This is a genomic window from Solibacillus sp. FSL K6-1523 (assembly GCF_038005225.1).
Classification (GTDB): domain Bacteria; phylum Bacillota; class Bacilli; order Bacillales_A; family Planococcaceae; genus Solibacillus.
Window position 1 is genome coordinate 1,677,473 of record NZ_JBBOSU010000001.1, and the last position, 24,657, is coordinate 1,702,129.

Annotated in this window: 22 protein-coding genes, 1 pseudogene and 2 other annotated features; of the genes and pseudogenes, 18 read left to right on the forward strand and 5 right to left on the reverse strand. The window is 35.5% G+C overall.

The window, feature by feature from the left end; genetic code table 11:
• Nucleotides 1-74: 74 nt before the first annotated feature.
• Entirely contained in the window at nucleotides 75-1,265 is a 1,191-nt protein-coding gene (locus MHI10_RS07880) for an MFS transporter (protein ID WP_340784474.1), read from the reverse strand.
• Nucleotides 1,266-1,529: 264 nt separating this feature from the next.
• Between MHI10_RS07880 and MHI10_RS07885 the strand changes: the two genes are divergently transcribed.
• Complete coding sequence (locus MHI10_RS07885) at nucleotides 1,530-2,375, forward strand: aldo/keto reductase (RefSeq protein WP_340784475.1); 846 nt, start codon at nucleotides 1,530-1,532, stop codon at nucleotides 2,373-2,375.
• A 47-nt stretch (nucleotides 2,376-2,422) separates the two neighbouring features.
• Here MHI10_RS07885 and MHI10_RS07890 read toward each other — a convergent pair whose 3' ends face one another.
• On the reverse strand, nucleotides 2,423-2,797 hold the full coding sequence (locus tag MHI10_RS07890) for a winged helix-turn-helix transcriptional regulator (RefSeq protein WP_340784477.1): 375 nt from the start codon (nucleotides 2,795-2,797) through the stop codon (nucleotides 2,423-2,425).
• A gap of 188 nt (nucleotides 2,798-2,985) precedes the next feature.
• Here MHI10_RS07890 and MHI10_RS07895 point away from each other — a divergent pair, with 188 nt between their 5' ends.
• The 6 genes from MHI10_RS07895 to MHI10_RS07920 all read left to right on the forward strand — a co-directional run bounded on the left by MHI10_RS07895 (nucleotide 2,986) and on the right by MHI10_RS07920 (nucleotide 9,841).
• Nucleotides 2,986-3,483: a L,D-transpeptidase family protein gene (locus tag MHI10_RS07895; RefSeq protein ID WP_340784478.1), complete on the forward strand. Its 498-nt coding sequence runs from the start codon at nucleotides 2,986-2,988 to the stop codon at nucleotides 3,481-3,483.
• Between the two features lie 135 nt (nucleotides 3,484-3,618).
• Nucleotides 3,619-3,852, forward strand: a binding site (T-box leader).
• Nucleotides 3,853-3,926: 74 nt separating this feature from the next.
• Nucleotides 3,927-4,157 (forward strand) — a binding site (T-box leader).
• An 85-nt stretch (nucleotides 4,158-4,242) separates the two neighbouring features.
• Nucleotides 4,243-5,601 carry an amino acid permease gene (locus MHI10_RS07900; RefSeq protein WP_340784479.1) on the forward strand — a complete coding sequence of 453 codons (1,359 nt, stop codon included), beginning with the start codon at nucleotides 4,243-4,245 and terminating at the stop codon, nucleotides 5,599-5,601.
• A 371-nt stretch (nucleotides 5,602-5,972) separates the two neighbouring features.
• Nucleotides 5,973-6,425 (forward strand): MarR family winged helix-turn-helix transcriptional regulator, encoded by a 453-nt coding sequence (locus MHI10_RS07905; RefSeq protein ID WP_340784480.1) that lies wholly within the window; start codon nucleotides 5,973-5,975, stop codon nucleotides 6,423-6,425.
• Entirely contained in the window at nucleotides 6,422-8,044 is a 1,623-nt protein-coding gene (locus tag MHI10_RS07910) for an MDR family MFS transporter (protein WP_340784481.1), read from the forward strand. The genes MHI10_RS07905 and MHI10_RS07910 overlap by 4 nt, the downstream gene beginning before the upstream one ends.
• Before the next feature lie 86 nt (nucleotides 8,045-8,130).
• On the forward strand, nucleotides 8,131-8,700 hold the full coding sequence (locus MHI10_RS07915) for an SF0329 family protein (protein WP_340784483.1): 570 nt from the start codon (nucleotides 8,131-8,133) through the stop codon (nucleotides 8,698-8,700).
• Between the two features lie 361 nt (nucleotides 8,701-9,061).
• Nucleotides 9,062-9,841, forward strand: a complete 780-nt coding sequence (locus MHI10_RS07920) for an alpha/beta fold hydrolase (protein WP_340784486.1) — start codon at nucleotides 9,062-9,064, stop codon at nucleotides 9,839-9,841.
• Between the two features lie 159 nt (nucleotides 9,842-10,000).
• On the opposite strand, the gene MHI10_RS07925 is transcribed toward MHI10_RS07920, so the two are convergent.
• Nucleotides 10,001-11,224, reverse strand: coding sequence for a DUF418 domain-containing protein (locus MHI10_RS07925; RefSeq protein WP_340784487.1), 1,224 nt, complete (start codon nucleotides 11,222-11,224; stop codon nucleotides 10,001-10,003).
• Nucleotides 11,225-11,366: 142 nt separating this feature from the next.
• On the opposite strand from MHI10_RS07925, the gene MHI10_RS07930 reads away from it, so the two are divergent.
• The 3 genes from MHI10_RS07930 (at nucleotide 11,367) to MHI10_RS07940 (ending at nucleotide 14,735) form a co-directional block, all read left to right on the forward strand.
• Nucleotides 11,367-12,047, forward strand: coding sequence for a response regulator transcription factor (locus MHI10_RS07930; protein ID WP_340784488.1), 681 nt, complete (start codon nucleotides 11,367-11,369; stop codon nucleotides 12,045-12,047).
• Nucleotides 12,035-13,498, forward strand: coding sequence for a HAMP domain-containing sensor histidine kinase (locus MHI10_RS07935; protein WP_340784489.1), 1,464 nt, complete (start codon nucleotides 12,035-12,037; stop codon nucleotides 13,496-13,498). The genes MHI10_RS07930 and MHI10_RS07935 overlap by 13 nt, the downstream gene beginning before the upstream one ends.
• 481 nt (nucleotides 13,499-13,979) lie before the next feature.
• Nucleotides 13,980-14,735, forward strand: a complete 756-nt coding sequence (locus MHI10_RS07940; protein ID WP_340784490.1) for a DUF6630 family protein — start codon at nucleotides 13,980-13,982, stop codon at nucleotides 14,733-14,735.
• 486 nt (nucleotides 14,736-15,221) lie between these two features.
• Here the strand turns inward: MHI10_RS07940 and MHI10_RS21410 are convergent.
• Nucleotides 15,222-15,312: pseudogene (locus MHI10_RS21410) on the reverse strand (phenazine biosynthesis protein PhzF); the annotation flags it as partial.
• Between the two features lie 163 nt (nucleotides 15,313-15,475).
• Here MHI10_RS21410 and MHI10_RS07945 point away from each other — a divergent pair.
• From MHI10_RS07945 to MHI10_RS07980, 8 genes are all read left to right on the forward strand, one after another.
• Complete coding sequence (locus MHI10_RS07945) at nucleotides 15,476-16,165, forward strand: response regulator transcription factor (protein ID WP_340784491.1); 690 nt, start codon at nucleotides 15,476-15,478, stop codon at nucleotides 16,163-16,165.
• Entirely contained in the window at nucleotides 16,162-17,427 is a 1,266-nt protein-coding gene (locus MHI10_RS07950) for a HAMP domain-containing sensor histidine kinase (RefSeq protein ID WP_340784494.1), read from the forward strand. The genes MHI10_RS07945 and MHI10_RS07950 overlap by 4 nt, the downstream gene beginning before the upstream one ends.
• Before the next feature lie 138 nt (nucleotides 17,428-17,565).
• Nucleotides 17,566-18,327, forward strand: a complete 762-nt coding sequence (locus MHI10_RS07955; RefSeq protein ID WP_340784496.1) for an ABC transporter ATP-binding protein — start codon at nucleotides 17,566-17,568, stop codon at nucleotides 18,325-18,327.
• Between the two features lie 10 nt (nucleotides 18,328-18,337).
• Nucleotides 18,338-20,674 (forward strand): ABC transporter permease, encoded by a 2,337-nt coding sequence (locus MHI10_RS07960; RefSeq protein ID WP_340789172.1) that lies wholly within the window; start codon nucleotides 18,338-18,340, stop codon nucleotides 20,672-20,674.
• A 253-nt stretch (nucleotides 20,675-20,927) separates the two neighbouring features.
• Entirely contained in the window at nucleotides 20,928-22,382 is a 1,455-nt protein-coding gene (locus MHI10_RS07965) for an aldehyde dehydrogenase family protein (protein ID WP_340784497.1), read from the forward strand.
• Nucleotides 22,383-22,400: 18 nt separating this feature from the next.
• A complete protein-coding gene (locus MHI10_RS07970) occupies nucleotides 22,401-23,246 on the forward strand; it encodes a methyl-accepting chemotaxis protein (protein WP_340784498.1) in 846 nt (281 codons plus the stop codon).
• Nucleotides 23,247-23,441: 195 nt separating this feature from the next.
• Nucleotides 23,442-23,783: a YgjP-like metallopeptidase domain-containing protein gene (locus MHI10_RS07975; RefSeq protein ID WP_340784499.1), complete on the forward strand. Its 342-nt coding sequence runs from the start codon at nucleotides 23,442-23,444 to the stop codon at nucleotides 23,781-23,783.
• Nucleotides 23,740-24,096 carry a M48 family metallopeptidase gene (locus tag MHI10_RS07980; RefSeq protein ID WP_340784500.1) on the forward strand — a complete coding sequence of 119 codons (357 nt, stop codon included), beginning with the start codon at nucleotides 23,740-23,742 and terminating at the stop codon, nucleotides 24,094-24,096. The genes MHI10_RS07975 and MHI10_RS07980 overlap by 44 nt, the downstream gene beginning before the upstream one ends.
• 74 nt (nucleotides 24,097-24,170) lie before the next feature.
• On the opposite strand, the gene MHI10_RS07985 is transcribed toward MHI10_RS07980, so the two are convergent.
• Complete coding sequence (locus MHI10_RS07985) at nucleotides 24,171-24,539, reverse strand: winged helix-turn-helix transcriptional regulator (protein ID WP_340784501.1); 369 nt, start codon at nucleotides 24,537-24,539, stop codon at nucleotides 24,171-24,173.
• Between the last annotated feature and the right edge of the window lie 118 nt (nucleotides 24,540-24,657).

Here is a 24,657-nt window from a genome sequence, read left to right on the forward strand (position 1 = left end):
AAGGAGCTAAACGTCCTTGATCCTTCTTTTTGAAAATGTATAGGATGGCAAGCCAACCATTTACCACATGTTGTTTAAGCTACTTTCTTCTGTTTTTGATCTAGACGGTGACTAATAAATGTGAGCAAAGCCGCACAAACTGCCACGATTCCACCGACCCATGTGACATTCATTAAATTCCCCTGATGGTAGACAATGCCACCTAATGCAGAACCGAAAGCGATCCCGACATTACTTGCTACTGGCATTAGAGAAGCAGCGAGGCCTGTTGCTTTTGGCTGATAAATTTCAGCAAGGTCGATTAAATAAAGCTGAGTAGATGTTGTTAACATGATAGCCATTAACGACATGAATCCAATATTGATGAGACCTAACGTAAAATGATTGGTCGTCCAAAATAAACTCGTCAGAACAATAGCTTGTACAAGAAAAACAAATCGAAGGCGACCGATTGCATTATGGCTGGCGATTTTACCAGCAAGTATATTACTGAAAATCGAAATAAATCCATATGCAAATAATACTAAACTAACCGATTGATTTGGCACTTCCATTCCTTGTAAAATGGGAACGAGGTACGTAAAAATCGTATACGTTGCACCAAATCCGAGCGCGGGAATGAAAAAGGCCATTAATATTCTTGGGTTGGTCAATAAAGAGACTTGATCTCGTATTGAACTGCGTATTTGGCTAAGTCCGCTAGGCAAGACGAAAAAGGATATCAAAAAGGCCAATGCGCCTAGGAATGTAGTTAACATGAAAGTAGCATTCCAACCGAATGATTTCGCAATGACAATCCCTATGGGTACTCCCACGACATTTGCCATTGTAAAGCCACCGAAAACAAATGATATTGCAAGTCCGCGTTTGTTATCAGGCATTGTTTCACTAGCAACAATCATTGCAAGGGAAATTAATACGCCCGTTACAATCGCTGTCATCATTCGTAGTACAAGAAGCATAACGTAATTCGTTGAAATGACACATAAAGCGTTGAAGACGATGAAAAATCCTAGCAATACCAACATCCATTTCCGCTTTGGAAAATGACTTGTTGTTGACATCACGAGCGGTGTGGCAATGGCAAACGTAATAGCAAATGCAGAAACAAGCGTACCTGCTTGAGCATTTGTTATATGCAAACTTGAGGAAATATCGGTTAAGATTCCGACAATCATAAATTCACTTGTCCCGAGAACAAATGTTAATAAAGTAAGTGTGAAGATGAGCAACCAATGTCGCTTCGTTAATTGTGTGGAGTGCATAAGTACCTCTTTTCTTAGATGAATGTAAATTTACCTTAGTATAAAACAACCTAAGTATCATACCATATAATATTTTTTTGAGAGAAGGAATGAAAGGGAATTTTAATCAAACCATTCAACACTTTTTCACGCGAAAACGATTGATACTACACAATAGGAACCTATGCGTTTCTATGAAACAAAAAAGTGCGTACTTTTATTTATGGATGCAATGGAGCATAATGAAATAGCAAAGACAAAACAACGTAAATAGGAGGAACTATTATGATTAAAAATTTACAAGATACAATCCAATTAAATAATGGAATCGCTATGCCAGGATTTGGACTAGGTGTTTTCCAAGTACCAAATGATGCAACAGCAGAAATCGTAAAAAACGGGATTGAAGTTGGCTACCGCAGCATTGATACTGCAGCTATCTATGGTAACGAAGCGGGTGTAGGTGAAGGTATTAAGCAAGCTCTTGCATCTACTGGACTAAAACGTGAAGATTTATTCATTACATCGAAAGTTTGGAATGATGGTTTAAGCTACGACGAAACGGTTGCTGCTTATGAAGATAGCCTACAAAAATTAGGCTTAGATTACTTAGATTTATACTTAATTCACTGGCCAGGTAACAATAAATATGCAGAATCTTGGAAAGCGCTAGAGGATTTATATAAAGCAGGAAAAATCAAAGCAATCGGCGTATGTAACTTTAACGTATCGCACTTACAAGATTTATTAAAAACAGCTCGCGTCGTACCGGTTATTAACCAAGTAGAATTCCACCCACGTTTACAACAAGTGGAATTACGCGCATTTTGTAAAGAGCGCAATATCCAATTAGAAGCTTGGGCGCCTTTAATGCAAGGTGGACTTCTTGAAGATCCTACAATTGCAGAAATCGCAACGAAATATGGAAAATCAAACGCGCAAGTTATTTTACGTTGGGATGTTCAAAATGGTGTTGTAACGATTCCAAAATCAGTGCGTAAAGAACGCATGATTCAAAATGCAGACATCTTTGATTTCAGCCTTACTGATGAAGAAATGCAAGTAATAAATGAGATGAATTTAGAAAAACGTGTAGGTCCAAACCCAGCAGAGTTTGATTTTAAAATGTAACAGAGAAAGCCTTAAGGATTATGTACTATTCCTTAAGGCTTTCTTTTTTAACTATTAGCAATGTCTTCATCTCGCTGCATAAGGACGACATCTTCCCCATCATGTATTAATTTCTCAATATGATTTTCGCCCCAAGTGCAAAGTAAGTTAAGCACGGGTTCCATCTTATGACCATATGGTGTTAATGAATATTCAACTTTTGGTGGGACTTGATTGAAAACTTTACGATTGATTAATCCGCTTTGTTCTAATTCTCGTAATTGATTCGTCAACATTTTTTGTGAAATGCCTGGAATTAATCGACGAAATTCGTTCGTACGTATTTGACCATGGTGATTCAGATGACATAAAATAATAGGTTTCCATTTACCGCCAATTACTTCGAGTGTCGCTTCAACACCAATATTATAAACTTTCTGCATCGTGAACCCCCTGTATTATTCAAAAGTAACTAAAAATACACTACGTACTTTTTAAGTATGTATGTATACTACTACAATTTATAAAAAGTTTAAAGGAGCAATCATTGTTTGTTGCAACGACATATGTAAACCGTTAAAACTTTCCTCATCCTATGCATAATATACGGTAACAACTTTTAGTTTTGGAGATGAGTTTATTGATATATACGGTGAAAGCTGGCGATACATTAACGCAAATAGCGAGGGATTTTCGAACACCTTTATCGGCAATCATTCAAGCAAATCAAGGGATTAATCCAGACGTTCTTTATGTTGGACAGCAAATCATCATACCAGGATTTCCAAATACGACGCCTTTTCAAATTGAGGTTTCTGTCAACAATCGATGGTTACGCTTATATAAAAGTGGTGTGTTGCAAAAACAATATCCTATTGCCGTTGGAAAAATGCTTACTAAAACGCCATTAGGGAATTATATTATTGTCAACAAAGAGCCAAATCCAGGCGGTCCATTCGGTACGATGTGGATGAGTTTGTCGAAAGAACATTACGGGATTCACGGAACAAATAATCCGAGCTCCATCGGTCACGCTGTATCACATGGCTGTATTCGTATGCATAATAAGGATGTTGAAGAATTAGCTCGAATTGTGCCTATTGGGACACAAGTGATCATTCATCCTTGAGGTCGCTTATAAAAACTATGAATAAAATTCGTAAATACGAATCTTTTGAAAGTTATAGTAAAATAAAGTATTGACAAAATTATAACAGGAACGTATAGTGATGAATATTAGATAAAACATAAAAATTTATTTTTAACAAACGCAATGAGTAGGAGTAGTAAAAGTTCATTATTCGGTGAAGAGAGCTGCGGGTCGGTGCAACGCAGGCGGGTAATACTTTGAACTTACCTAGGAGTGGTAAAGTGAATAAAATGGCTATACAATTTTATTTGCATTAACGATTAACCTTCGTTACCAGGTTTTAAGTAGGGTTCATAAAGGACCAATTAGAGTGGTACCGCGGTTTGCTAAAGGCATATCGTCTCTTTTTTCATTAGATCATGATGAAAGAGACGATATGCTTTTTTGTTTTTCAGCGGAAGAAGACAACTAAAATATGATAAATAAACGCAATGAGTAGGAGTAGTAAAAGTTCATTATTTGGTTAAGAGAGCTGCGGGTTGGTGTAACGCAGTCCAATAATACTTTGAACTTACCTAGGAGTGGTAATGTAAATAGAATGAATGATGCTATTTACACTAACGACTAACCTTCGTTATCAGGTTTTTAAGTAGGGTTCATAAAGGACCAATTAGAGTGGTACCGCGGTTTGCTAAAGGCATATCGTCTCTTTTTTCATTAGATAATGATGGAAGAGACGATATGCCTTTTTTGGTTACTGATTAAGCCGAGGGATAGTTGATTTAGGAGGAAAATAACATGGGAAACAGCAGCAAGACATTACAGAGAACAATGACCACGCGCCATATTACGATGATGGCATTAGGTGGTGCCATTGGTGCAGGGTTATTTAAAGGGAGCAGTTCAGCGATTGATTTAGCTGGTCCAGCAGTACTTATTGCGTATTTACTAGGTGGTATTATTCTGTTATTTGTAATGCAAGGCTTAGCAGAAATGGCCGTTCGTAATAGCGAGGCAAGAACATTTAGAGATTTAGTACAATCAATTTTAGGAAAATATCCCGCGTATTTTTTAGACTGGATTTACTGGAAAATGTGGGTTTTAAATATTGCAGCTGAATCGGTAGTTGCAGCAATTTTCATTCAATATTGGTTACCACAATATCCAATTTGGATACTTGCTTTAACGGTTGCTGTATTCGTTACAGCTATTAATTTATTATCTGTAAAAGTTTTTGCAGAAACGGAATTTTGGCTTGCGTTAATTAAAATTTTTGTAATTATCGTATTTATTATTGCAGGATTAGCATTACTACTTGTCACATTTGGTAATCATACAGCGGTTGGATTTTCGAACTTAACGGAACACGGTGGATTTTTACCAAATGGACCAACAGGCTTAATTGCGGCAATGCTTGTCGTTATTTACTCTTATGGTGGCACTGAAATTATTGGGATTACGTTAGCTGAAACGAAAAATCCTGAAAAAGCAGTACCGAAAGCTGTTCGCAGTACATTAGTGCGCATTATTACATTTTATTTACTGCCGTTCTTTATTATTGTAAGTTTAATTCCTTGGAATGAAGTAAACGGGGTACCAGAAAGTCCATTTGTGATGGTCTTTAAAATGATTGGGATTCCAGGCGCGGACCATATTATGAATGCAGTTGTAATACTTGCGATTGTTTCATCGATGAACTCAGGTTTATACGGTTCATCACGCGTACTGTATACACAAGCGATGGACGGGCGTATCCCGAAAGTCTTTGCTTATTTATCGAAAAAGAAAGTTCCAGTGTATGCGATATTAATGTGTACGTTAGCCATGTATACGGGGGTAATTATTTCGTTATTTGCAGGGGAGAAAACATTTGAATTCCTAATGGGTTCACTAGGGTACACAGTATTATTTATTTGGTTAATCATTGCGATTGCCCATGTGAAATCACGTAAAAAACAATCAGATAAACCAAGTGCCTATGCAGTAAAATGGTTCCCTTATACAACTTGGATTGCGATTATCGCTTTAAGCGCAATTCTAATTGGAATTATTTTCACAACATCTATTATCGTTACAGGTATTACATTAGCGATTTATATCTTTATAACGTTAACTTATGTATTGAGTGGTCGTTTTCATGTAGATAAAGCGAAATAAGAAATATAATTTGAATCTTACTTTTCACCTAGTATTAGTTCACAAAGTTAAATGAACTAACTAAGAAAGGGAACGATAGAAAGTCATTTTCATAGACTTTCTATCGTTCCCCTTTTTTACGAGCTTATGACATATAACTAGCGTCTATTATTATTGACTATACTTGTAATACGAACCCTTCTGATCCCATACAGAAGGGTCTTTTGTTGTACGGATGAAGAGGTTATTTGCGCTAGAAATGAAGTGCTTGTTTTGGTTAGGTGAACACTAAAAAAAGATTGACACTGTAAAAAAAAGGATTTAAAATAAAAATACTTTAACAGTTAAAGTGTTAAATTGTTAAAGTAAATTGGATTGAAGAGGTGAGGGAATTGGCATCGGATGAAGAGCTATTTACTCGATTTGAGAAATTGTATTGGCATTTGAATAGAAATATGAGTTACGTATGGAAAGATATTTTTGAGCAACGTTTTCCTGGATCACAGTCACATATTTTGTTTGTCTTGGAGCGAAGTGGTCCCCTGAAGATGAGCGAATTAGCTGATTCACTTAATCTTACTCCTGGAGCAGTTACTGTTGCTTCCGACAAATTAATTTGCCAAGGATATATTGAGCGCACTCGAAATGAGGAAGATCGTCGGGTTGTTTACTTGAAATTGACGGATAAAGCAGGGGAAAGCCTGAAAACAGTTCGGGATGAAGGCAGAATAGCAATGCGAACTGTGTTTAGTCATTTATCCGAAACAGACTTAGATCATATTGTTCACGTGTTTGAACAGGCAGCAAGCAATTTAAACAACATTCGAAAGGAGATTGATAAATGATTCATCTAGCTGAGAGGAAAAAAGTAATGATTATGATTGCAATAATGGTTGCGATGTTTTTCTCCGCCATTAATCAAACAATTATTGGTGTAGCTATGCCAAGGATTATCGCCAGCCTTGGTGGAATGGATTATTATACTTGGGCAATTACGATCTATTTGCTAACAACGGCTGTAGCTACCATTCTTGTTGGTAAGCTTTCAGATATATATGGAAGAAAGCCTTTCATTTTAGTGGGGATTGGTTTATTTACGATCGGTGCCTTTTTGTCAGGTTTATCAACGAATATTTTCCAGTTAATAGCCTTCCGTGCTGTAACAGGCTTCGGTGCAGGTATGATCATGTCAACATCCTTTACAGCAATTGGTGATTTGTACCTCCCAAGAGAAAGGGCTCGATGGACAGGAATGATGAGCGGGATATTTGGAATTTCCAGTGTTCTTGGTCCTTTAATGGGTGGGTATATTGTCGATCATCTAGATTGGCATTGGGTGTTTTGGGTATTCCTACCGTTCGGGGTTGTTGCATTTGCAATGATCTTTGTGTTATTTCCTAAGGTTTCAAAAAGAGAAGGGGAATCCATTGATTATTTTGGCTCCTTGTTTATAACAATCACCGTTGTCTCTTTATTAATGGCATTTAGTTTAGCTGGTGAAGGAACTGGAAAATATGCATGGACATCATGGCAGATTATCGGATTGTTTGGTCTGACACTTTTTGGGCTAATGGCGTTTATTTTTACGGAAACCAAAGTAAAAACTCCGGTACTTCCACTTTCTTTATTTAAAAATAGTATTGTAACGTTATCGAATATTGCGGGCTTTCTTCTTGGCGCGGGTATGATGGGCGTAATGATATATGTCCCCTTATTTATTCAAGGTATAAAAGGAATTTCACCTAGTGGATCAGGCTATATTATGATGCCAATGTCCATTTTTATGGTTTTTGCGACGGCTTTTGCTGGTCAATTTATGACGAAGACTGGAAAATATAAAGGTTTGGCAATCACTGGTTTAAGTATTACATTTGTCGGAATCGGTTTGCTTTACTTCATTAATATAGAAACCCCTGTGTACTTGCTTATTATATACTTGTGTATCGTTGGAATAGGTCTTGGTGCAAGCATGCCCGTTTTTTCACTGACGGTACAAAATGCAGTTCCTTTAAGTCAATTAGGTGTTGCATCAGCTTCTTCACAATTATTTCGTTCATTGGGCAACACGATAGGGATTGGCATATTTGGCATCGTTATGAGCTCGCGTATGGCTACGAAGATGAATGAACTGCTTTTTGATAGCACTGCAGCAGGATACCCAACTCTCGCTTCTGATCAGGCAAAACAAATGAGTGAACTGTTAAATCCCCAAATTTTACTGGATCAACCCAAATTGGAACAAACATTGAATCAGATGCCTTTGAACCTTCGTCCAACGGCTGATCAAATGGTTACTATTGTAAGAGAGGTTTTCAGTGATGCGTTGACAACGGTATTTTTATCGGGTGCAATCATTATGCTCATTGCAGTTATCATTGCATTATTTATTAAGAGCATTCCGCTTGTATCAGCTAGTGATAAATTCAAGCCGGATCCAGAAAAGAGCAGTCATATTAAGGGCTAGTATGATTGATCGTATGGTATTGTACAATAGATAATGGAACGACTATCACAATAAATATTCAAGAATTGACAATGAAGGAGAAAGACATGAGCTGGAGCAAATTAAAGCAAAATTTGGAGAGTTTCCTTAGTCCCGCATTAAATGGAAGGGTTGAATACCGTGCAACTGGATACCGCTATTTACCTGATAAAGCAGGACTTTGTTATATTGCAGTAGATAAAAACAATGTTCTCAATATGCGCGATACAACTACCCAAATCAAATGGTATCAGACAGAGCAAGAAATTAAGAACGATTCAAATATCCAAATTCCGATCAACAATGAGGAAATTGATGCGATAAGAATAGAAACAAACGGAAGTGTCCCGGAAGATCGTCTACAAGTAATGGCTAGGAGTAGAAAACTTTCAGAATGTGCAAAAGGAATTTTTACAGCTCAGTCCTCATTAAGTAAGTCCAATTTTACCGTAGTAGCGACTAAGTTTTTATCTACTCCGATAGAAGAAAGTTTAGAAAGCAATGATATCCTATTGAATATTTTAGCTTTAGTGGACAGACGGGTTGGAAAAAAACGACTTTTAAACATGGCCAAGAAGATGAAGTTAAAGCATCCGATTGTCCAGTATTTTTATGAACTGCGGCTTAGTACGTTCTGATAATAACTAGCTCATTTTAAAAATCATTTCCTCTTAATATCGCATTTGAAATATATTATGATGTAAGATAAGTGGTGGGAAAAAGGGTATGCATCATAGGTCCCTTTTGAAGTAAACTCACATAAAATTGAAAAGACAGAAACGTTGTTAATTCAATGATTCTGTCTTTTTCTTATATTTCTTAAAAATTAATCATTCAATTCACAGGTTATATATTATTATCTGACACCCTAAAATTTTCTACAAATGAGGAAATGCTCTTCGTACGAACTTAACTAAGATTAAGGTGAAAATTAGGCACATATTACGACATAGGTGAATAACTTAATGGGAATTTACTTATTAAAAAGAGGTGTTACACATGGGCTACTATGTAACGGTCGAACCCGGTGTCAATGTATATATAGAAGACATCAATCCGATGGGAAATAAAACGATACTTTTTATTCATGGATGGCCGCTAAATCATAATCAGTTTGAATATCAGTTCAATTACCTTCCAACGCTTGGGTATCGTTGTATTGGAATAGATTGGAGGGGATATGGCAATTCGGATAAACCTTTTAGCGGGTATAGTTTCGATAGATTAGCAGATGATCTTCGTATAGTCATCGAGACGTTACAGTTAAGAAATATAACATTGGCAGGACACTCTACAGGCGGCGCTATATCGATTCGTTATATGGCTCGTTACAAAGGGTATGGGGTATCTAAACTTGTCCTAATTGACGCTGCCTCCCCATCTAGCGTTCCTAAAGAATTTACAAACAAAATCATTGAAGAGACAAATCAAGACCGACCGCAAATGCTGCAAGACCAACAGAGAAGTTTTTTCTTTCAAAATATTTCCGAACCGAAATCTGATTGGTTTGTTTTAATGGGATTACAAGCGGCGAATTGGTCCACTTCCGCCATTATGGTCACGCTTCGAGATGAAAATGTTTACAATGATCTCGGTCAGATCGATGCACCTACATTAATTATTCACGGAATTCATGATAAGATCGTTCCGTTTAGCCAAGCGGAGGAAACAAATAAGCTGATCAAAAATTCAACGCTTGTTCCGTTTCAATACAGCGGTCATTGCGCTTTTTTAGAGGAGCGAGATCGATTCAACCAAATAGTAGCTTCTTTTGTATAAAGAATCAGAAAAGCAATATTGATTGAACTGCGATTATGCTACATTTTATAACGATAAAGATAAAAAAATAAGTAAACAGCTAATAAAGTAAGTTTTTTGTATAGCTATTCAAGAAGGGGGCTGTACCAAAAGTTAACTCAATGGCAGCCCCAAAATTATTTAACTTCTAATCCCCCAATAAGTAATCGTTCTCCAAATATATTCTAAAGGTCCAAAGCGGAATTTGGCTAACCACCATTTACTAAAGAACATTTGGACAATATAGATGGTAATCGCAATTAGTATAGCGGTCGTTAATGATAGTTTTCCGTACACACCGAATGCAAAAGGGCCAAATAGGAATGTACAAATAATGGATTGACTAATATAGTTTGTAAACGCCATTCTTCCAGGGAAAGTGAACCATTGTAAAACTTTCTTTCCTTTTATAGTGTGATAGATGAAGAGGAGGCTAATGGCATAAAAAATTGTGATTAGCGGTGAGCTAATATATTGAATCGTTTGAACAGCGTATTGATCCTCTACGATAAATGGTAAAATCCAATTTAACGTGCCTCCCGTTAATAAAGTAAAAAGCCAGGTGATGAAAAACCCTTTTCTATATTGTTGGAAATAGTGGACCCACTTTTTCTTCGCAATGGCTGCTCCAAACATAAAGATGAGTAGAAAAGGAAGATTTGAAATTAAATAAGCAAGTGGCATGCCTGAGTATAGGGCATAAAGTCCGTTTCTCATCGTATAATAGGTTCTTTCTGCGATGTTCGCTTCGATCAATTGTTCCATGTTTCCAGATTGATGTACTTCGATTGTTGTTTGGATGAGCTTTTGATCTTCTTCTGATATGCGCGCCAACATCGCAGCAGAATCGCCTGATAGAGAACCTAGTGTAATTAGAATAATTAATAAGCTGTATAAAGTGATGCTTATAATTAACAGTATCTTCGGTTTTAACTTATGCATGAGTAGCAGTACGAATCCCAAAATTGCGTAGTCCGTTAAAATATCGCCAAACCAGATGAAGTACGCATGGATACTACCGAAAATGAATAAAGCGATAAGTCGGCGAGAATAAATTCCCCAGAAGTTTAACTGTTTGATTGCGATTCTTTCCTGCATAATGACCATCCCAAAACCAAATAACATCGAAAACAGCAAGACAAACTTCCCAATAACAAACATATCAAGAGCAGATTGCGCGGCGAAATCGGATTGATTCCAGAAAGAGGTCCATTCATTTTTAAATGAAGGTTCTTGCTGTAGATACGCAGGATAAAGATACCAAACAATATTTGCTATAATAATTCCGAGGAGCGCGAAACCTCTAAGCATATCGATTGTTTCGAGGCGATCTTTTCCTGAAATAGGCGAAACTTTCTGTTCCATTACTATCCATCCTTTGAAAAATATTTAATAATGAAACTGTAAACGATAAATATCAAGAAAGGATAAAGCACCGTACTTTATTTTTTCTTGATATTTATAAGGTAAAGTTAAGGAGAAAAGTATATGAATAGGATGATGAAACATGAATGAGAAAATCTTAATTATTGATGATGAAATAGAGATACTCACTTTTTTGTATGATGCATTAGAAGATGAGGGCTACCAAGTTTTAAAAGCTGCGAATAGCGAGGAAGCATTCAAACAATTAAAATATGGACCAGATTTGTTGATTCTGGATGTGATGATGCCGGGGATGAGCGGTTTTGAGTTATGTGAACAAATAAGAAAAAGTGTAGACGTGCCCATTTTATTTCTAAGTGCTAAGCAAACAGAAAATGACCGTGTCCAAGGATTGCTAGTTGGTGGCGATGATTATTTAGTAAAACCATTTAGCCTCAGAGAATTAAAAATGCGCGTACATGCCCATTTGCGCCGCGAAGAAAGAAAAAGCAGGAATCAGCAAAAATGTTTATATTTCGGGAAGATACATATTGACCTTAAAAGCTGCCAATTGTTTTATGATGCGAGGGAAGTGTCTTTAACGATGAGAGAGTTTGAAATTGTTCAATATTTGGCCATCAATTGTGGACAAGCACTTACGCGTGAGCAAATTTATGAGAAAGTATGGGGATTAGAAGCAACAGGTGATTCGATAACGATCAATGAGCATATTAAAAATATTCGTGCAAAGCTTCAAAAAGCAGGGGAACAAGATTCCATTATTTCAACGGTTTGGGGAAGAGGTTATCGATGGGAAAAGTGAACCGAAATAATCAAACGTTACGGAGCAAATTTATCACTTCATTTCACTTTGTGTTATTTAAAAGCATTGTAGCGACCATTTTAACATGGATAGTATTAATTTTTTCTATAACTATGTTGTTTTCGACGAATAAGCTAAACCCTGCGAACTATTATGAAAAGAAATTGCCTACGATTGAAAAGTATATTGATGCTGCTGGGGCGTCTATACTTTCATCAAATAGTCAAAACCTTTTTGAATCAGTCATACCTTTAGATGGAATGGATTATCAAGTAATGGATTTAGACGGTCAGATTGTTTATGGTACTTACCAGGCTAAGTTAGTAAGTAACGAAGAGGAATTAAAGCGAAACATTGCAACTAGATCTGCAAAAAAAGATGGCGGTTTTATTAAATTCTATCCGATTAAAAATGATCAAGGAATATTGCAAGGGGCTGTTGTTTTTAAGTATGGCCTTAGCGTGCTCACTTCAAATCCACATAATCAATGGATGATTTTATTTTTAAGTATCATATTTTTTTTCATTTTCGCACCATTCATCTTTTTTTATCTGTTTTCATATTTCTCTGGGAAAAGGCTAAGTCGAGAGTTTGAACGACCATTTAATGAAATGATTGAAAGTACGAAAAAAATTAAAGAACAGGATTTAGATTTCACTTTACCGAGAATTAATTATTCGGTTGAATTGGAACAACTGGTGCAAGCTTTTGAAGATATGAGGTCCGCATTAAAAGAGTCATTGGACCGTCAACTACAGCTAGAGCAAGAGCGAAAAGAAATGATTGCTGCTATTTCCCATGATTTGCGAAATCCATTAACAATTATTCAAGGGCATGCGGAAGGGTTATTAGAAAGTGGAAAAAGGCGTCCAGAACGATTAGAGCCGTATTTACAAACGATTATTCGAAACACAAATTATGCGAGCCATTTAATAGCCGAGTTAAATGAAATGGCGCTTATTGAGAAGCCAACGTTCACCTTAAATCCAAAACGAACATCAATTAATGAATTTGTGCAAATGAAAGGTAAAGAATATGAAAGGCTATGTGCGAAGAAATGTATCGACTTTCAATATCGGATGAAGAATGAAGAAATCTACATAAGAATGATTGATCAAGAGAGAATATCACAAATACTTGATAATATTGTGACGAATAGTATTCGTTACACACCTGTTAATGGACATGTTGAATGGATGATAACGATGAATCCAGATCAAAGTATCACGTTCGACATTTTCGATAATGGCCCTGGTTTTTCTAGTGATCAGAAACAAGATGTGTTCGATAAATATTATCAGGAAAAAAGTAAGGAATCAGAAGTTAATGGACTCTCAGGCTTAGGGCTGTATATTGCAAAGGAAATTGTAAAGAAACACGGCGGAGAGATTCATGTCAATAATCGTGAAATTGGTGGAGCGCATGTGAAAGTGAGGATTTGTGAATTATAGTTAGATAGATTCAAATATCGAACAATAACTATTAATCTTTCCTTATATTTACAATTAATGTAAAGTTATGGGTGAATGTAATGGAAAAGATTTCATTATTATTGGACTAACTATAATTAGGCTAATTACTTATGATCCGTTTCCTTCAGAACGACCTCAAAGTAAATTTAGGTTGTGTTTTCTTATTCAACAACGGGCATTTAATGGAATAAAGTCTCGATAAAGTGATTGAAATTTCGAATGAATATGATAAGGTGAAGTTTGTTTAGTAAGGTTGTTTTTTTTAGGAGTTAATAGGTGAGGACGTTTTATAGTATCAGAATTAGATAGAGCCGAATTTAGTAAATGTAGCAATTTGTTAAATGAACTAGGGCAATTAGAAGTAATAGAAGCAATAGAGGCTGTTGAAATATAAATCCAGTTCATATCTTTGTAGATGATATTAATAACCCTGCGTGAAGCGAAAGGAATGCTAGGAATTATGAAATTATTTGAAGCTATTTACCCGTCACTTAACGAAGGACATAAGAAAGAAGTGGAGCAACTTTTATTTGACTATCAAAAACTTGAAACTCATGAATTTATTAAGAAGCAAAGGAGATTTATCAACCGTACCGAAACAGAAGAGTTTTACATTGACAACAATAATAGTAATCTGGAATTACATACACTCATCTTCTATTTGTCTATTATTAGGTATGTTGAAACAACGGATTGGAGTGGTGAAGAATATCCTGGTCAAATAAAAAGATTTTTGCATTCACGACTAAAACAATATGGATATTCCAATATAAAATTAAATGATACAACTATTAAAAGGAAATTGCAGCATAATCAAGTTAAAAGAGGAGAATATATTCCGTTATTATTGAATTGTTTTGACAACCAAGTTAGGCAGTTTGGCTTGAAAATAGCAATTTTAGAAGGCGATTTTGATGAGTATAATATTGCTCTAGTACCGATGGATTTGTTTATGAAGATGGAGAATGAAGTGACTGACTGCAATGTTACAGATACTAACATCTGGAGTTTGCACATTTTGCAAATTGGTGAAAAAAGATCTAATGCTATGCATTTGTTGCGAAAAAATTTAGATGTTCCTTTATTAGAAGTTAAAAATTTTATATCAACACTTCCAATATGTGTAGGGATAGGTTCAAAACGTGAATTAATAAAACTAAAATTAGAATATGAACTAGCTAATTGTATTATGTTACTGGAAAAATATCGTGAATAATATGATTTTGCTGAAATCATATTAAACTAAAAAAGATATTAAAGTATTGAATTGGCTTGTAATACCACTACCGTCGCATAAACTCCAAATGAATTTTCCATTATCTTAATTTCCTATTTAAGATGAAAACGAAGACACTTACGCAGAGGTAGTAATCATTCATTTTTTAATATAACTTTTGACGAGTGCGACAACAGTTAGAAAATTTTATGGGACGGCTTTTCCTTCTATTTTTCGAATCCAAATATGTGCTGGTTTTCATGGGGCAGCTTTTAGCTATTGACAGATTTGGAAGTAAGTCCTTGGGCTATTCGTGTTGAGCTGAGCTAGTACATTTAAACAGTAGACAATCAGCGCGATTTAGTGTCGTACCAATCAAAATCCGCAATCTTTGTGGAGGAAATCGGTGAAAACCATTGTTCGAATGGTGTTTTTAGTGTAAATTTATCATCCGATTGTCCCTTATTTGGGATTTGGATGGTTTACTACCGTCCGACCATTAAATACCACTCCTACTTTATTTCCTCCCTTTATGATCCTTGCTAAATGCATTTGCAACATAAACAGATATTTTCATAAGACACCTTCCTCAATTATAGTAAATTGTAGCATAAAAATAGAGGGGTATTCTCTCTATTAAGTAATTACATCCATAATTTTACACGACAATTTCCAATTTAATGTATACTATATGTATCCTGTTTAACTGGTAGGAAAGTATTTTTTCTAGGAGATTGACGATGAAATTAGACTGTTTAATTGTTGATGATGAAATTGCTTTAGCTGAAACAACTTGTGAATATTTTAATCTATTTGAAGTCAAAACGGCATATGTGACAAGTGCAGAGGCGTGTGAACGTTATTTGGAGGAACATGAACCATCCTTAATTCTTTTAGATATCAATCTCGGGGATGAATCAGGATTTGATTTGTGTAAAAAATTGCGTAAAATAACGCAAATCCCAATCTTGTTTATAAGCGCACGTTCCAGCGATGACGATGTTCTCATTGCGCTTAACATAGGTGGCGATGATTACATACAAAAGCCATATTCATTAAGTATTTTATTAGCAAAAGTAAAGGCAGTACTTAAAAGATATAGCAGTGGCCCCAGCAACCAACAAGAAATTTTACAGTTTGGACATATTCAACTTGATACGCAGCTTCATCGGATTCGAGTAGATGGTACTGAAATTCAATTGAAAACGATGGAATTTAAACTTCTGCATTATTTGGTGAAAAATAAAAATCGTATTATTACAAAAGATGAATTGTTTCGCAACGTATGGAAAGATTCCTTTGTCGGGGATGGGACCCTAAATGTGCATATCCGTCATTTACGTGAGAAAATTGAACGTAATCCAAAGGACCCGCAATTTATAAAAACGGTATGGGGTACTGGATATGTTTTAGAGGATGCAAACGAATGAGAATAAAATGGCTAATCGTGATTATTTTAGTTGTTTTTACTGCAGGAATTATTTCTTCAATCCTCATTATTCACAATAAAAATAGTACAGAAGTGGACTTAGTAGCTATAAATGATGTCGTTAAAACGGTCGAAAAAAATTGGGGACAAATTCGTGAAGAAACTTTTCATAACAGTGATATTAAAAAATCATTTTCTATTATAGACCATTCAGAAAACGTCATTTACCAAACACCGGGCAATCACTTTCATACGATTTACGATGCTATAAAAAATAGAGATATAGTCATAGATGTGAAGCAAAATAATGAAATTGTAGGGAAAATAATTATCCGTAATAATGAACGAGAAGTAATAGAACAACTGAAAAGGGAGCTCATCACATCGATAAGTTTGATTTTTGGTGTGGTCATGCTGATTAGTATTCTGTATATTATCTACATTTACACAACATTATTAAAGCCATTTCAGCAGCTTCAGAATTTCGCAGTAAATGTGGCTAGGGGAAATCTGGATATACCTTTAAATATGGACAAGAACAATTACTTTGGTGCATTCACAGAAAGTTTTGATTTATTGCGTGAGGAACTTGATGCTGCTCGTCAAAGAGAGTATGAAACCAACCGTAGTAAGAAGGAGCTCGTGGCCACATTAAGTCATGATATTAAGACGCCTGTCGCTTCAATCAAAGCAGTTAGTGAATTGATGCTTATGCAAGTTAAGGATGAAAAGCTTATGAAGCAAGTGAATATCATCAATTCAAAAGCAGAGCAAATTGACTTACTTGTTACGGATATGTTTTACGCTACTTTAGAAGAACTGCAACAGTTAGAGTTAATCGTAACGGAACAATCGAGCGAAGTACTTACTGAAATGATTGAAAATGTCAATTATGATCATCAAATTGTGTATGACGCCATTCCACAATGTATTATTTTAATAGATCCCGTACGTATGCAACAAGTAATCGACAATATTATTAGCAATTCCTATAAATATGCAGGAACGGAGATTATGATTAAATCTCAAATTAATCAAGGCTATCTCGAACTCCACATGAGTGACTTCGGAACTGGCATGAGCGAGGATGAATTGCCGCTACTGTTCAATAAATATTACCGCGGGAAAAATGTCGGGGGGAAGAATGGTTCGGGCCTTGGTCTATTCATATCGAAGTACTTCATGGAAAATATGGGGGGCCATATTAGCTGTACCATCCGAAATGATGGTTTTACAGTAGTGTTGAAAATTAAGCTGGCATAATAATTAAGAATTAGATAAGAATTGCATAAAGATTTAATAAGAATTCATTTTGTATGATAAGACTGTAAGCTTCATTACGGTCTTTTTTCTTTGGATGGAAATACAAATAGGAGCTTTAAAAAGGGAGAGTGCGAACAAATGGCAAAGATCCTTATTAAAACGGAGAAGTTATGTAAAACTTTTTCGAGCGGTGGCGTTCAACAGCATGTTTTAAAAAATCTAGATATTAGTTTAGTCGAAGGAGATTTTACAGTTATAATGGGCAGTTCAGGTTCTGGGAAGTCCACGCTACTTTATGCGATTAGTGGAATGGATAAACCAACATTAGGTGAAATCGATTTTGCTGGGAAAAATTTAGCCAAACTAAACAATGATCAATTAGCGATATTTAGAAGGAATAATTGCGGTTTTGTCTTTCAACAAATTTATTTACTAGATAATATGAGTGTGCTCGATAATGTACTGGCAAGTGGTCTTTTAGTAAATAAAAATAAGCGTGAACTCGTACAAAAAGCAAAGGAATTATTAATACAAGTAGGGATCACTGAAAACGCTTGGGCTAAATTTCCGACACAACTATCTGGTGGTGAGGCGCAACGAGTTGGAATTGTTCGTGCTTTGATTAACAGTCCGAAAATACTTTTTGCAGATGAGCCAACCGGTGCATTAAACTCTGCATCAGGTGATAGTGTATTAGATGTTTTAACAAATGAAAATCGAAATGGGCAAAGTATTGTGATGGTCACGCATGATATGAAGACGGCATTGCGCGGAAATCGAATTTTATATTTACGTGATGGCGTCATTTGCGGTGACCTGCAGTTAGGTGCATACAGCGAACAAAATAATCTCGAACGGCATGAAAAACTCCAACATTTCCTAGTAGAAATGGGGTGGTAAGGTGAAAATCATGAATCTAGCCTTATCGAATATTAGAAAAAGTAAATCTGCAACAGTTTCTTTATTTATTTTTATTTTAGTTGCAGCGCTCCTTCTGAATATCGGTCTTATGGTTATTACGCAAATAAATGCGTTTTTTGATAGTAAAGCAGAACAATTAAAAGACCCTCATGCAATCATCATGATGGATCATGCAAGTTATCATTCAAAATATGGAGAATTTATAACGAACTACCCAGGGGTAACGGAGACAGAAACGGAAGAGGCTATCCTCATGAACCTTGCCAAATATAATTTTGGTGATAATGATTTAACGAGTAGTGCCGCTATTTTTAATGCAGAAAATCATCGTACTATTGGAAAATTGAAGTTGGTTGAAAAGCTAAATAATTCAAGTACTAACGATATTTTTATTCCCAACATTTTTAAAACAAATGGTAATTATGAGTTAGGTGAAGAATTTACAATCACTTATCAAAATAAGAACTATGATTTTCGCGTTGCTGGTTTTTTCGAAACAGCCATGATGGGTACGACGAGTGTTGGAATTATGAAATTCATGTTACCAGCAATTTCTTATGAAATATTTGCAGATGAACTAGACAAACAAATGGAAGGATTAGTCCTATCTGCAATGATGGAAGACAAAATACAATCGACAAATTTGATAAATGATTTTACGAAGGCGTATCCCGGGTTATCTGCAGGTGATACAAATTCTTTTTTTTGGACATTAGATATTGATATGGTGAAAAATGTGAGCACATTGACGATTAACATCATCGCTATGATACTAGTCGCTTTTGCAGCCATTATCGTCCTAGTTTCACTAATTGTTATTAAGTATCGGGTGTCCAATAGCATAGAAGACGGAATGAAAAATATAGGCGTTTTAAAAGCAATCGGTTATACGAATGGGCAAATTTTATCATCAATAAATTTACAGTTTGTTTTAATTGCTCTTAGTGCAAGTTTGGTTGGTGTTGCTTTGTCATATGGTCTTATGCCGTTTATCGGAAACATTATTTCATCTTTATCTGGATTAGTATGGAATCAGAAATTTGATATGATGATTAATTTAGCGAATATTTTCATTGTTACTTTGTGTGTTGTAATCGTTACATTAATTTCCGCCTTCCGTGTTCGAAAAATTACACCGATTATGGCGCTCCGTGGCGGTATTCAAACGCATAATTTTAGACGAAATCATTTTCCATTGGAGAAGATGAGGGCTGGGCTTCATTTTTCACTTGCGATTAAGTCGATGCTGTCGAATGTAAAACAGAACTTCATGATCCTGTTCATTATTATCGCATTAACGTTCGCCTCTGTTTTTTCAGTGGTGCTTTATTACAACATCGCTTCAGACAAAACTGCATTCGTTAACTTATTCGGTGCAGAGCCGGGAAATGTTTTGATAACTGTTCAGCCAGATGCAAGTACAAAGGAACTTTTAGGTCATATTAAACAAATGGATCAAGTAAGGAAAGCGGAAATATTTGATCTTATCCCAATAAAAATTGATAATCAAACCGTTTATAATACTGTTACGGATAATTATGACCAGTTAGAAAATAATGTTGTTTACGAAGGTCGTCAACCGAAATATGAAAATGAAATATCCATCTCTTGGGTTGTATCAAACCAAATTAATAAAGGAATTGGGGATACGGTTGAAGTAGAATATGGCACGGAAGCCACTCGTTTTCTCGTAACGGGGCTTAGTCAATCGATTGGTAATTTAGGTCAAATATCCGCATTAACAATGGATGGAATTCAGCAACTACAATCCGATTATAAAGGCATGACGCTTTATGTGTATTTAGATGGAATATCCAACGAAAGCTTTATTAAGAAAGTCCAGAAACAGTACGGAGATTATATCGTTGAAACGTTAAATATAGATGAAAATATAGAGAGCCAAACCGGTATTTATACAACGGCAGTGTTTGCAGTTATGGTAATGGTTCTGGCAATTACGGTACTAGTTGTAGTAATGATTTTGTATTTAGTCATTAAAATGATGATTATCAAGCGTAAAAAAGAGTTTGGCGTAATGAAAGCAATAGGCTACTCAACAATTCAATTGATGCATCAAATATCCATTAGCTTCGTACCTGTAATGATTACAGGGGTGGCCATTGGTGGAGTACTAGGCTATTTTTATACAAATCCTATGCTTTCCGTCTTACTTTCAAGTGTAGGGGTCAAACGTTTGGATTTTACCGTTCATTTACCGACGATACTAATCCTTTGTACGGGGATTTTTATAGTAGGCTACATTGTTGCGATGTTTGTATCATTAAAAATCAAGAAAATTTCTGCTTATAGTTTAATGACGGAATAATCACATATTGAGAAATAGGGTAGATTCCAAACGAACAAGGAGCGAATCTATTCTATTTTTATATAAATACATTAACATCTCATGTGTGCACGATTACGCCGAGGTGTAATTGATTTTAGTAATAAGTACAAAGAATTATCTAAACGAATAGAAATTAAAATAAAAAAACAAAATTTCCACTTATATGATAAATTTTCCACTAAATTGGTCGATATTCCTATTGTACATATTAATTCAATTTGGAGGTTTTGAAATGGATATGAATAATTTAGGAAAACAATTTATAGGTGGAGAATGGAGAGAAGGGCAAAGTAGTAGTCTTTTACATAATATAAATCCCTATAACAATGAAGTAATAACAGAAATTAAATTAGCAAATGTTTCTGATATTGATCATGCTTATCAAGCTGCCTGGCAAGCAAAACAAGAATGGGACAAAGTAAATCCATTTAAAAAACGAGATATTCTTGAAAATGCAGTGAAATATATTGAAGAAAATGAAGAAGCCATTACATCGATAATTATGGATGAATTAGGTGGAACAAGATTAAAGGCTGCTTTTGAAATTGGACTTGTTAAAAATATGATTAAAGAGGCTGCAACGTTTCCAATTCGTATGGAAGGGAAGATTTTACCTTCAACAATCGATGATGTAGAAAACCGACTGTATCGTATTCCGGCAGGCGTTGTAGGTGTAATCAGTCCATTTAACTTCCCATTCTTTTTATCTATGAAATCTGTAGCACCTGCATTAGGCGCTGGAAATGGTGTTGTGTTAAAGCCGCATGAAGATACACCTATTTCAGGCGGAACATTAATTGGTAAGATTTTTGAAGAGGCAGGTGTACCAAAAGGATTAATAAATGTTGTTGTAACGGATATTGCAGAAATCGGGGATGCATTTGTTGAACACCCGATTCCAAGAATTATTTCCTTCACAGGTTCAACAAAGGTAGGGAGTTACATTGGTCAAGTAGCAATTAAAAACTTCAAAAAGCCATTATTAGAGTTAGGTGGCAATAGTGCCTTTATCGTATTAGAGGATGCAGATATGGATTATGCTGTGAATGCTGCGACATTTAGTCGATTCACACACCAAGGGCAAATTTGTATGTCAACAAACCGCATTTTAGTGCAAAAGTCGATTTATAATGAGTTTCTTGATAAGTTTGTTGCGAAAGTTGCTTCACTTAAAGTGGGTGATCCAAGAGATCCTGAAACAATCATTGGTCCAGTAATTAATGACCGCCAAGCAGCTACCCTAGAAGCCATGATTGAAAATGGTATTGCGGAAGGTGCTAAAGCCATTCTTAAAGGGAATATTAAAGGCAGAATGGTAGAGCCAACTATTTTAGTAGATGTAACAACAGACATGAGTGTGGCACAAGAAGAGCTATTTGGCCCGGTTGTTTGTATTATTCCATTCGAAACGGAAGAAGAAGCGATTCAAATTGCAAATGATACTCGCTTTGGATTAAGTGGTGCCATTCATACTGCCAACCTTGAACGTGGCGTAGAAATGGCGAAGAAAGTACATACAGGTATGATCCATGTAAATGATTTAACAATCAATGATGAACCAACTGTTGCATTTGGTGGCGAAAAACAATCAGGTATTGGTCGCTTAAATGGTGAATGGAGTCTTGAAGAGTTTACAACGATAAAATGGATTTCTGTAAACTATGGTCAAAGGAATTTACCTTATTAAGGATATAGGAGTGGAGAAATGCAAGAAACTGATGTAATTAGCGCGTTTATTAAGGTAGCCCCTTTGTTAAATGGACTTATTCAAGACGATATTACTTTGGGTATTTACGATACTGAGAAATTAATCATAAATATTCCAGCGAAGACATTTTCTTTAAACGTTAAGCCAGGGGACCCACTTGTTGAAGGCGATGTAATCACAAATGCGATTAAAACGAATAAATCCTTATCAGCGGTTGTACCGAAAGAATTATTCGGCTTCCCGCTTATTGCAAGAGCTATCCCGCTTCATGATAGTACTGGGAAAGTAATTGGTGGGGTTGGTATCGGAACGAGTTTGGAAAAGGCGCATAGATTATTTGAAATGGCTGAAAGTTTTTCTGCGATTGTAGAGCAAACGGCTGCTTCTATTGAAGAAATTAGTGGCTCAGTAGGCAATTTATCCGACCGCATGAAAAATATGACTACTTCAATGAAAGATGTAAGTTCAAGTGCGGAGGAAATTGGTCAAATATCTTCTGTAGTAAAAGGAATTTCAGATCAAAGTAACTTATTAGGTTTAAATGCTGCAATTGAGGCTGCACGTGCAGGCGAACATGGTAGGGGATTTGCGGTCGTTGCAGATGAAGTCCGTAAGCTTGCTACAAATTCGAAGCAAAATGCAGATCAAATTAATCATATTACAATTAACATACAACAGCTTTTAAATGCATTGAATCAATCATTCGCCGATGTAAATACATTAACAAATACACAATCTAGTTCAATCCATGAGTTTTCTGCAACGATTCAAGAAATAAGCTTAAAAGCTCAACAATTAGCACAATTTGCTGAAGAGATTTTATACGATAAGGAAAATAAATAGTGAAAAAATTTTAAAGATTAAAGACGAGCTCAATGCAATGGGACTCGTCTTTAATCTTTTTTCATAATCCCAGATGGTGCTACTCTTTTTGTTGATGCACTCAGTATGTGAAAAATTAAATTTCTTACTTTTAGTATGCATGCGAGAAAATTTATACTATCCTAGTTAGAATACACTAGGAAAAAGAGGTTCGTTATGAAAGTTGAATTTGAAAATGAAACAATAGATTTTATCGTTCAGTATGGAAATAGAAAGAAGTTATCGATCCATATTGATTCTTTTGGCTTTATTACGGTTAAAGCGCCCAATAATACAAGTGAAGAAGTGATTATAAGTGCAATAGAAAGTAATGGGACGTTGATATTAGAGAGAATTCATGAAATGGAATTAGCTAGAGAAAACCCTAAAGCAAGAGGGTTTTATGAAGGAGGTAAGTTTTTACACCTCGGGAAAGAGTATTTCCTACATGAATTAATAGACATAGGTGAATTGGATGAAGAAACACTTAAAAAAAAATCTCAAAAGGTACTATATTAATAGCCTCAAAAAAATTGTAGGTGAACGAATAAAAATATATCGACAACAATTAAAAGTAAAACCAAAATCTTTTGAAATTGTAGAATCTAAAACAAAGTGGGGTAGCTGTAGTTCAGAGAGAAAGCTCACGTTTAATTATCGATTAGCTATGGCTCCAATCGAAGTCATTGATTATGTAGTAATCCATGAACTATGTCATTTAAGTCATATGAATCATGATCGTTCATTTTGGAGACTTGTTGGAAGTATCATGCCAGATTATAAAGAAAAAGAAGCGTATTTAGCAAGGCATGGACGTTCCATGTCATTTTAACCAAATTATATAATGATCGAGCGCAATCCAAGAATTTGGATTAGCGCTCTTTTTCCTTTTAGGGCGCGATTTCGTTACGAATTTAGGTCACCAAGTAAAATTGAACTTTTTCTATTTTCAAGGTGCTTTAGGTGATTTCCGCCCCATTCATTTAAAGCAATCATAAGTGGACCAAGAGTTTCGCCGTACTTTGTAAGGGAGTATTCTACTTTGGGTGGGACCTGTGCGTATACAACACGTGTTATTAAATCTTGTTCTTCAAGTTCACGCAGTTGAAGTGTTAACATTCGTTGCGTAACATCTGGGATTCGTCTTCTTAGTTCATTAAATCGGAGTGTTCCATCTACAAATAAATGAAGCAAAATAATTGGCTTCCATTTACCTACAAATGTATTAAGTGCGGTCACGACCTGACAGTGATTAGGATTTGTTTCATTTTTCATATTATCCATCCCCCATTAGTATTCTTTTTGATACTTAGTTACAAAAATGTGCATACTTATATATTTATAATATACATTATATAGTAATTATGGAAATCGAAATACTCAATCATTTAGT

Bases quoted from the DNA above. Each gene is read 5' to 3' on its own strand.
- MHI10_RS07975 (WP_340784499.1), top strand. From the start codon at position 23,442: ATGAAAGTTGAATTTGAAAATGAAACAATAGATTTTATCGTTCAGTAT.
- MHI10_RS07880 (WP_340784474.1), bottom strand. From the start codon at position 1,265: ATGCACTCCACACAATTAACGAAGCGACATTGGTTGCTCATCTTCACA.
- MHI10_RS07980 (WP_340784500.1), top strand. From the start codon at position 23,740: ATGAAGAAACACTTAAAAAAAAATCTCAAAAGGTACTATATTAATAGC.
- MHI10_RS07955 (WP_340784496.1), top strand. From the start codon at position 17,566: ATGGCAAAGATCCTTATTAAAACGGAGAAGTTATGTAAAACTTTTTCG.
- MHI10_RS07910 (WP_340784481.1), top strand. From the start codon at position 6,422: ATGATTCATCTAGCTGAGAGGAAAAAAGTAATGATTATGATTGCAATA.
- MHI10_RS07960 (WP_340789172.1), top strand. From the start codon at position 18,338: ATGAATCTAGCCTTATCGAATATTAGAAAAAGTAAATCTGCAACAGTT.
- MHI10_RS07985 (WP_340784501.1), bottom strand. From the start codon at position 24,539: ATGAAAAATGAAACAAATCCTAATCACTGTCAGGTCGTGACCGCACTT.
- MHI10_RS07935 (WP_340784489.1), top strand. From the start codon at position 12,035: ATGGGAAAAGTGAACCGAAATAATCAAACGTTACGGAGCAAATTTATC.
- MHI10_RS07920 (WP_340784486.1), top strand. From the start codon at position 9,062: ATGGGCTACTATGTAACGGTCGAACCCGGTGTCAATGTATATATAGAA.
- MHI10_RS07915 (WP_340784483.1), top strand. From the start codon at position 8,131: ATGAGCTGGAGCAAATTAAAGCAAAATTTGGAGAGTTTCCTTAGTCCC.
- MHI10_RS07925 (WP_340784487.1), bottom strand. From the start codon at position 11,224: ATGGAACAGAAAGTTTCGCCTATTTCAGGAAAAGATCGCCTCGAAACA.
- MHI10_RS07885 (WP_340784475.1), top strand. From the start codon at position 1,530: ATGATTAAAAATTTACAAGATACAATCCAATTAAATAATGGAATCGCT.
- MHI10_RS07940 (WP_340784490.1), top strand. From the start codon at position 13,980: ATGAAATTATTTGAAGCTATTTACCCGTCACTTAACGAAGGACATAAG.
- MHI10_RS07895 (WP_340784478.1), top strand. From the start codon at position 2,986: ATGAGTTTATTGATATATACGGTGAAAGCTGGCGATACATTAACGCAA.
- MHI10_RS07930 (WP_340784488.1), top strand. From the start codon at position 11,367: ATGAATGAGAAAATCTTAATTATTGATGATGAAATAGAGATACTCACT.
- MHI10_RS07900 (WP_340784479.1), top strand. From the start codon at position 4,243: ATGGGAAACAGCAGCAAGACATTACAGAGAACAATGACCACGCGCCAT.
- MHI10_RS07945 (WP_340784491.1), top strand. From the start codon at position 15,476: ATGAAATTAGACTGTTTAATTGTTGATGATGAAATTGCTTTAGCTGAA.
- MHI10_RS07965 (WP_340784497.1), top strand. From the start codon at position 20,928: ATGGATATGAATAATTTAGGAAAACAATTTATAGGTGGAGAATGGAGA.
- MHI10_RS07890 (WP_340784477.1), bottom strand. From the start codon at position 2,797: ATGCAGAAAGTTTATAATATTGGTGTTGAAGCGACACTCGAAGTAATT.
- MHI10_RS07950 (WP_340784494.1), top strand. From the start codon at position 16,162: ATGAGAATAAAATGGCTAATCGTGATTATTTTAGTTGTTTTTACTGCA.
- MHI10_RS07970 (WP_340784498.1), top strand. From the start codon at position 22,401: ATGCAAGAAACTGATGTAATTAGCGCGTTTATTAAGGTAGCCCCTTTG.